Origin of the sequence: Aquimarina muelleri DSM 19832 (assembly GCF_000430665.1) — a bacterium.
GTDB classification, from domain to species: domain Bacteria; phylum Bacteroidota; class Bacteroidia; order Flavobacteriales; family Flavobacteriaceae; genus Aquimarina; species Aquimarina muelleri.
The window spans coordinates 1-7318 of record NZ_KE387190.1 but is presented as its reverse complement, the minus strand read 5'-3'; the positions used below and the strand labels follow the sequence as shown (position 1 = coordinate 7318).

Annotated in this window: 11 protein-coding genes; 2 read left to right on the top strand and 9 right to left on the bottom strand. The window is 29.1% G+C overall.

The window, feature by feature from the left end:
- Nucleotides 1-1283 precede the first annotated feature (1283 nt).
- The gene (locus H527_RS0120100; protein WP_027414299.1) at nucleotides 1284-1520 is read left to right on the top strand and encodes a hypothetical protein; all 237 of its coding nucleotides are present in this window, start codon (nucleotides 1284-1286) and stop codon (nucleotides 1518-1520) included.
- 12 nt (nucleotides 1521-1532) lie between these two features.
- Nucleotides 1533-1703, top strand: coding sequence for a hypothetical protein (locus H527_RS24145; protein ID WP_155837974.1), 171 nt, complete (start codon nucleotides 1533-1535; stop codon nucleotides 1701-1703).
- A 6-nt stretch (nucleotides 1704-1709) separates the two neighbouring features.
- Here H527_RS24145 and H527_RS0120090 read toward each other — a convergent pair whose 3' ends face one another.
- From H527_RS0120090 to H527_RS0120050, 9 genes are all read right to left on the bottom strand, one after another.
- Nucleotides 1710-2315, bottom strand: a complete 606-nt coding sequence (locus H527_RS0120090) for a hypothetical protein (protein WP_027414298.1) — start codon at nucleotides 2313-2315, stop codon at nucleotides 1710-1712.
- A gap of 107 nt (nucleotides 2316-2422) precedes the next feature.
- The gene (locus H527_RS0120085) at nucleotides 2423-2872 is read right to left on the bottom strand and encodes a hypothetical protein (RefSeq protein WP_027414297.1); all 450 of its coding nucleotides are present in this window, start codon (nucleotides 2870-2872) and stop codon (nucleotides 2423-2425) included.
- Nucleotides 2873-3158: 286 nt separating this feature from the next.
- Nucleotides 3159-3659 (bottom strand): hypothetical protein, encoded by a 501-nt coding sequence (locus H527_RS22820; RefSeq protein WP_155837973.1) that lies wholly within the window; start codon nucleotides 3657-3659, stop codon nucleotides 3159-3161.
- Nucleotides 3660-3672: 13 nt separating this feature from the next.
- Nucleotides 3673-4572 (bottom strand): C40 family peptidase, encoded by a 900-nt coding sequence (locus tag H527_RS0120075; RefSeq protein WP_027414296.1) that lies wholly within the window; start codon nucleotides 4570-4572, stop codon nucleotides 3673-3675.
- A 1-nt stretch (nucleotide 4573) separates the two neighbouring features.
- Entirely contained in the window at nucleotides 4574-4951 is a 378-nt protein-coding gene (locus H527_RS0120070) for a transglycosylase SLT domain-containing protein (protein ID WP_027414295.1), read from the bottom strand.
- A gap of 3 nt (nucleotides 4952-4954) precedes the next feature.
- Nucleotides 4955-5947 carry a hypothetical protein gene (locus tag H527_RS0120065; protein ID WP_027414294.1) on the bottom strand — a complete coding sequence of 331 codons (993 nt, stop codon included), beginning with the start codon at nucleotides 5945-5947 and terminating at the stop codon, nucleotides 4955-4957.
- Nucleotides 5944-6114, bottom strand: coding sequence for a hypothetical protein (locus H527_RS24140; protein ID WP_155837972.1), 171 nt, complete (start codon nucleotides 6112-6114; stop codon nucleotides 5944-5946). Before H527_RS24140 ends, H527_RS0120065 begins: the two co-directional genes overlap by 4 nt.
- 64 nt (nucleotides 6115-6178) lie before the next feature.
- Nucleotides 6179-6640 (bottom strand): DUF4348 domain-containing protein, encoded by a 462-nt coding sequence (locus tag H527_RS0120055; protein WP_027414293.1) that lies wholly within the window; start codon nucleotides 6638-6640, stop codon nucleotides 6179-6181.
- 13 nt (nucleotides 6641-6653) lie between these two features.
- On the bottom strand, nucleotides 6654-7318 hold a 665-nt coding region (locus tag H527_RS0120050; protein ID WP_027414292.1), incomplete at its 5' end, for a M23 family metallopeptidase.

Genomic DNA, 7318 nt, shown 5'->3' with positions numbered 1-7318 from the left:
CCTGTGAATCCTATATAAAAATACAATTTTGAAATCGACTTTAGGAGATTCAGTGACTCTTAATAAAATAAATACCAAGAACTAAAGCAATTCACAAACAATATAAGCTAATTGAAATATGAAACGGAAGTGTCTTTTGTGAATACATTACAGATACAATAGAAAAACAACTGATCCTAAAATAATATACATATATACAATCATTCTAACCTTTTATTATCAATCAACAGTATAACAATATAAAATATCTACAAATCATCTTTCCAAAAAGATCTAAAAAAGCATTTTAAGGTCACTTTGTAATCATTTTTAAACGAATACAAACGACTAAATAAAATAATTAATAGAGTTACAAATACTATAAAAAGATAGTTTTCAAGTCGTAAATCTTATGTGTGTAGAGGACAAATAGATCAATAAAATAAATAATAAAATCTAGTATCAAGTATTTCTTATAAGAATGTCACGTGAGTTTTTACTAGTAATGACCAAGTATTTCCTATAGGGATGACACGTGAGTTTTTACTATAGCAATGACCAAGTATTTCCTATAAGGATGACACGTGAGTTTTTACTATAGTAATGACCAAGTATTTTCTATAGGGATGACACGTGAGTTTTTACTATAGTAATGACCAACTATTTCCTATAAGGATGACACGTGAGTTTTTACTATAGCAATGACCAAGTATTTCCTATAAGGATGTCACGTGAGTTTTTACTATAGTAATGACTAAGTATTTTCTATAGGGATGACACGTGAGTTTTTACTATAGCAATGACCAACTATTTCCTATAGGAGTAAAAGATCTTTTCTGCTTAGCAAAGAGCCAACTTTTCCTTATAGTGATGTGATGGAACTATTTCTATAGGGATAAGAGAATTTTTCTAGAATTTTTCCAAAAATAATATTAACTGTGCTAAGAAAAAGAAAGAAGGTTTCTGAATCCGTTTTGTGAGACCAGCATGATAAAACTATAGTGGGATACATGAAATAAAATATCTAAAATTATTTTTACTACGGTTGGGTTCATATCCCTATAAATTGGGAAGCCTTATTGTAGTTAGAGGATTAATGGTTTTATAGTACTTTCCATATTTAAGTTTTACTACGCTAAGAAGTATTTATACTCGCTTAAATAATTTTTTAGTTTGTGAATTGCTATATTTTTTCAGAAATTGCTCTCGATTCTTTCAATAAAACAATCCTAAAAACCGATGTGTTTTTAACCTTAGATTCCAAAATAACACTAAACCTAATATTAAAATAAACAACAAACAGTTTGGAAAAAAGAAGAAAAATAACACAAGAACAATCTCTAAAAAAGAAAGAACAGTCAACAGATGAAATAAAGAAAATGGCTAATCAAGTAAAAATACTTTGGGAAAATCCTTGGGTAAAAGGAATAGCTATACTAGGGGCTGTATATGGCTCTCTATTTATATCTAAGTACTTGATTAAAGAATATGCAGAAGTGGTAGCAGCTACAAAGAAATTAAGGGATGCACATAGATTATAATACACTATCCCTATGAATGTAAATACAATGAACAAAGTTTTTGGACAGGATAGTTCTACCGTAGATACTATTGTAACAGTTCTAAAGATTGTTACCGCAACTTATCTAGTCCTAAAAACTATTAAAACAGGGGTGGATTTATATTATCAAATTGAGGCTAGAAAAAAACGCTTACGACAATAGATATATCTATCTTTTATTAACCTCAAATTCATCATTGATAATCCCCCAAGTGTTGTTATCAAAATCGATATGATGAATATTGATGTGTATTAAATAACTTATTTGATAAATATCTAATATATTATGGTGGTTGGCTAACTTAAAACAAATTCTTATCAAAATTTCTTTTGAGGTTTCTTGTATTGGTTTTTCTAAACTATTGGAGGTTACCTTACCCATTGCAGGCATTTGGAAAGGACTCTTTGAACTAATAGAATACCAAAACCCCGATCCAGTAGCTTCAGGTAAAATATCCAGTAAAACATCATATTTTTCTGAAACTCTAATTTCAGGTTGTTTTTTGATGAAAATATCTAATTCTTGATTACAAATAAGTTTTTCGTTTTCGTCTAAAATTTGGATGAAAGATTTCTTTTTATCCTGTAGATATAAAGTATTTCCGATATGTAAAATCCCTTCTTCGACACCACCGATCATTCCTGATCTTGTATGTAAAGTATAATATTCAATACATACGGTGCTTTTATCACTGGATTTATTTTTGGTAACAAAGCATTTAATATCTGGGTGCAGTAAAGGTTGTATTTTTTGGTTTAATTGTTCGAAGTTCATATTATATTGAGTAATTCCAATTTTTTAATAATGAAAAAGCTAATAACTCCACAAAGAACCACTCTAAAACCAAAAACTCCAATAAATGTCAAATACTTCATTAATGATTATTTTTCTTTAGTTAATAAATAACTTTCATTAGGAGGGTTTAACATATAGATTTCATGACCACCCACATTAAAATAACCTTGTTTATCTTTGTATATTTTATAAATATCTCCTTTTTTATTTTGAAAGTGAATGGTATCTTTTGTAATATTTACTATTTCTATTAACTCTTCTTCTTTATTAAAATAAATTTTTGAAGACGCTTCTTTTATTTGAAACTTTACAGTTCCATCGAATTCTTCTCCCATATGCTCACCTCCATAATCAAAGGTATACACACCTATCCAGTTTTTAATATAAAATGATCCTTCTTTTTCTTGAAATATTTCTTGAGATTTTTTAGTAACTCTTGACTTTGAAGATTCTAATAAACCTTCTTTTTTCACTTCTTGCTTACAGGCGAATAAAAGGAAAACACTAAATATTAAAGCTACAATTTTAGAATTCATGATTTTAGTTTTTATAGTATTGATTTATAATTACCTCCTACATTTTTTTATTTCAAAAATGTCATAATTGTATATTTTATAGCAATAAGCACCATTCCATTTCGGATCGTACGTTATATAAAAACGAGAACCTACATTTTTTACTCCCTTATAATCTGTTTGATCCAAACATCAATTTATATAAAAACACACCTAGTGGAACAACCTAAATTAGGTTATTTATAAAATCCCTTAGAGAAATTAAAATTTAAACCTTTGGGACTTTTACTAACCAACTTTATTTTATCTATCCAGCTATCCCAGCAGATTCAACATAAATATTTTTTCCTTTTTTAGTTAGTTTGTACATGATATTTCTTTCAGAATAGTGAATTTCACCATCATCTTCATATTTTATCCTTTCCATAATATCAAGAATTATGTAATCATCACAGTCAATATTTTCATGTTTTAATTCAAAAGAATCAAAGTCATTTGATAAAAACAATTTTCTCAAGTTCGAGATATCCTCTTTTTTGAATTTTAAATTAGACGAATCAATTAAAGCTAAAGCAGGAGCAGAATCTTTACTAGAAATATACTTAAAGAATAAATTCAAATTTTCAATATCATTTTGAGTAAAGCAATTGGTATTATTTTGCGGCTTGTCATTTTTTGAATGCTTTGTTTCGTTGCTTTGTATTATTTCCGCTTTATTAACTTCTTTAGTCTTTTCATTTTTTACTTCTTGCTTACAAGCAAAAATTAAAAAAGAGGAGAGCATTAAAATTGTAATATTTGATTTCATAATTGTAAGTTTTTTATCGTGTGGATTTGTAACTACCATCTGCATCTTCTGACATCTCAGGGAGATCAAAGGATTGAACTTTAAATTTTTTAGGTTTCATTATTGCAAATTCTTTACCAATACTGACAGTACCATGTTTTATTTGTTGTGTTCCTGATTTTCCAGAACCTTGATTGCCTCCTATGTAGACATACTTATTTAATTTAGAATTTTTACCAACGATAAAGGCACAATGTGAATAATTTAATACGATTACTGCACCCACAAAAGGCTCTGTTTCTTCTCCATCCTTCCAACCATCTATTCCGTCTTTAAGACTTGTCTTTTTGCTTTTATATGGTCCCCAATCAAAAGCAGCTCCATTTCCTTTTGTATTAATTCCTTTATACTCTTCCACCTGATTAAAACACCAATTTATCAAAGAAGCACACCAAGCAGTATTGTGGTTCCATTGTTTTAGTGTACCATAATGGGCAGGGGCATAAGTAGTACTCATGTGATAATGTTCTGTAATTCTTTCTTTAAGAGGAGATTGATTTTCTTTAATTCCTTTATAGGTTTCATACTCCTGTAACGCATACTTCATCCAAGGAGCTCTTTTCTTATCTTCACCATCTGCAGAATTACTACCAAATTCGCAGGTACTTGCATCCTTTTTACATGTATTTTTTTTGGCAACCCCTCGGCTATACCAACCTTCTACCACCATTTTAACCTCCCATATATAGGTTTTTCCGTTTATAAATCCACGTCTTTTTTTACCTTTTATTTCTTTTTTTATTGTTTCCCATTCGCCTTCTTCTTTATGAAAAGCAGGGTTATTAAAATAGGCATTACGATTATGATCCCATAAAACTGCTTTTTCATTACTACCTAAACCTGTAGATTTGGGGTTTAGTACAGAAAGATACACATCAGTAAGTGTTTTTATCTTGTGTTTTTATCTTGTCTTTTTTACGGCTAATATGCTTTTCTACATAATCTAATTGCTTTAAAGCTGTCATTTTTTGTAGCTGTTTTTGTGTTGTCCCCATATCTTTAGCAGTACTCTCACCAAATTGTATTAGTCCAACGTAGCCGTCTTTATTTTTTATACTCGGGTCAAAAGTACCTTCTGTTTCCAATGCCATTACTGTCATAAGCCAATTAGCACCTTTGTTATTTTTTTGTGGTAAGCCAAGGTTTTTTGCTATTTCTATTACTCGTTTTCTAAAGGAACAGGTTACAAATTTAGAATTCTTTTTATTTCCCCAAATTAAACTTTCGTAAGCATTTGTAGTATCGGAAAGCACTAACTAATCCTCACATTTCACTAATGTTACAGGATTTTCTTCCCCAATAGTATTAAAGTCTGATACTAGATGTACGCGTTTTTGTTGTTTGGCATCATAAAAACCATACCACCATAATTTTAACTTGCCTTTACCTACTGCTTCAACCTTTGCGATTATACTGTCTTTGGATATTTCATTCCAGTTTAATTTATCATTATATCTTGTGATACCAGCTAACATATCATATTTATAGTAATATTTTTTATCGGTCGAATTTTTGTTTTTTAAAATAGAAGATATAATCCTAGCTTGCATATCTTCTTTATTAAATAAGTCTATATAACTAGAGTTTTTATCATAATTATAGATTAATGGATCAAATGTTTCATCTGTACAATTAATTTTATAAGTACCTCCAATAAAATTTAAGTCACTATTATCGATTTCAATTAAATCTAAATTAGGTGTTTTATTGTATTTGAAATTTAACTTAGAAGTTTCTTGGTTTATTATTTCTTTTACCCTATCGGAGTGAAATGTTTTTTCGATGAGTTGCCATTGTTTATTTTTTGCTTGTGAATAGTATATTTTATACTCTGTATTTTCTTTAATATCATTACATGAATTATCTGTTTCACTGTGATTTAAAAAATATTCATCAGTTATAACTATAGCCCACATATCAAAATTATTATACAGATACTCATTATCAAATTTCATTATATTTGTGCCATCTATAGATACAATATATTCCTCGTTTTTGTACCAGTGTTTATTTTTTTTCCATTTTAATTCATCATGATATTTTAAATAAATATCCGCAGAGAATTCCATCTCAAGATTGTCTTTTCTTTTACAAAAAGTAGAAGTAATAAACCAGTCATTAAAAACAGTAAATTCTTCTAAATAATTTTGTGCATCTAAAAAATCATAACCACTATAACTACTCTGACTTTGACCTTCTTTACAGCTACTTAATAATACTGTTAATAATATCACATATATATATCTCATAATTTTTTAGTATAATTAATCGGTCTAAAATACCCTATCCATCCTGAGTGGCTTGATAAAGCTCCTCCATTTCTTTTGTATACAGATGTTCTTGTACTATTTGTTATATTATCCCCTCCATTTGCTTTGCTAAATGATTCTCCACTAGCTTTAGTAATAGCTTCCAATATCCATACAGTATATTTCTTTTCTAACCTTTCACAGCACACCTAGCGGTAGCAGGGAGATTGGTTAATTAGAATAATCATGAATTGAAGTTAAATACCATTCATTATTTTGTTTATCTCTCATAAAGACATAGTGTAAAAGAATACCATTGTCAATACCGTACATAGAGTAGTTTGTAGAATCTTCTTTTATAACTGTTTCAACTCTGTATTTATCGTATTCTTTTTTATAAGCAAGAGTATCATCTCTAAAATCCATATATGAAATATCTTCTTTTGTGAATTTTAAAACTTCAAATTTGTCAATTTCTACTAGATTATGAAGATATAAAGTGTCTTTGACCCTATCTTTTTGAAAGATACTATCATTACTGAATTTTACAAAAAAGTTATTAAAATCTTCTTTTGAGGATTTTTGTTGCTTTACTAAATTCGCTGTTTTTTCAGTACTTACTTTATACTCTAGATTATTAGCTTTTTTACAGCTTAAAAATAAAAGTATTATTACAGAAAGAATATTCTTCATAATTATATCTAAATTAGTATTTAAACGAAGTAGGGTTGTTTACCCAATCTTGGGGGTCTATTAATTCTACAGGTTTTGTTTTAAATCCTCGACCTTCTGTAGGGTCAATCACACCGTCATAAGTGTTATTTTTAACTGTCCTAATTTCATAATGTAAATGAGCACTCATTTTACTGCTAACTTCTTGCCCATAATATGAGGCTCCTAATTCTCCTATTTTTTGACCTTTTTTTATTTGATTGCTTTTCTCAATGTTAACTTTACTTAAATGCATATATCGAGTCATAAATTTTTTATCACTAGACATAATTTCTATATATCTACCACCAGAGCCAGAGGTATTATCTTTAACGGTGTGAGCATAGCCATCATGAGTAGCATAAATAGGAGCGCCTAAATCAGTATTCCCTCCTCCTGAGAAATTTATATCCAAACCTTTATGGTTTTTACTAGCAGTTTTAATTCCTTTTACATGACGCTTACCAACTCCACTATCAATTCTTCTTGTCCATTTTTTAAACTTTTCTTTAACTGGCCAAGCACCTAAATCTTTTGTGTCAACCGTAATAATTTTCATATGTTGTACAGAAGGTTTAGGCAACTCACTCCCCAAGATCACGGCACTATTGGCTTCCATAAAATCCTTTAACGGTAAGGTCTTGGCTACTTTTAACATTA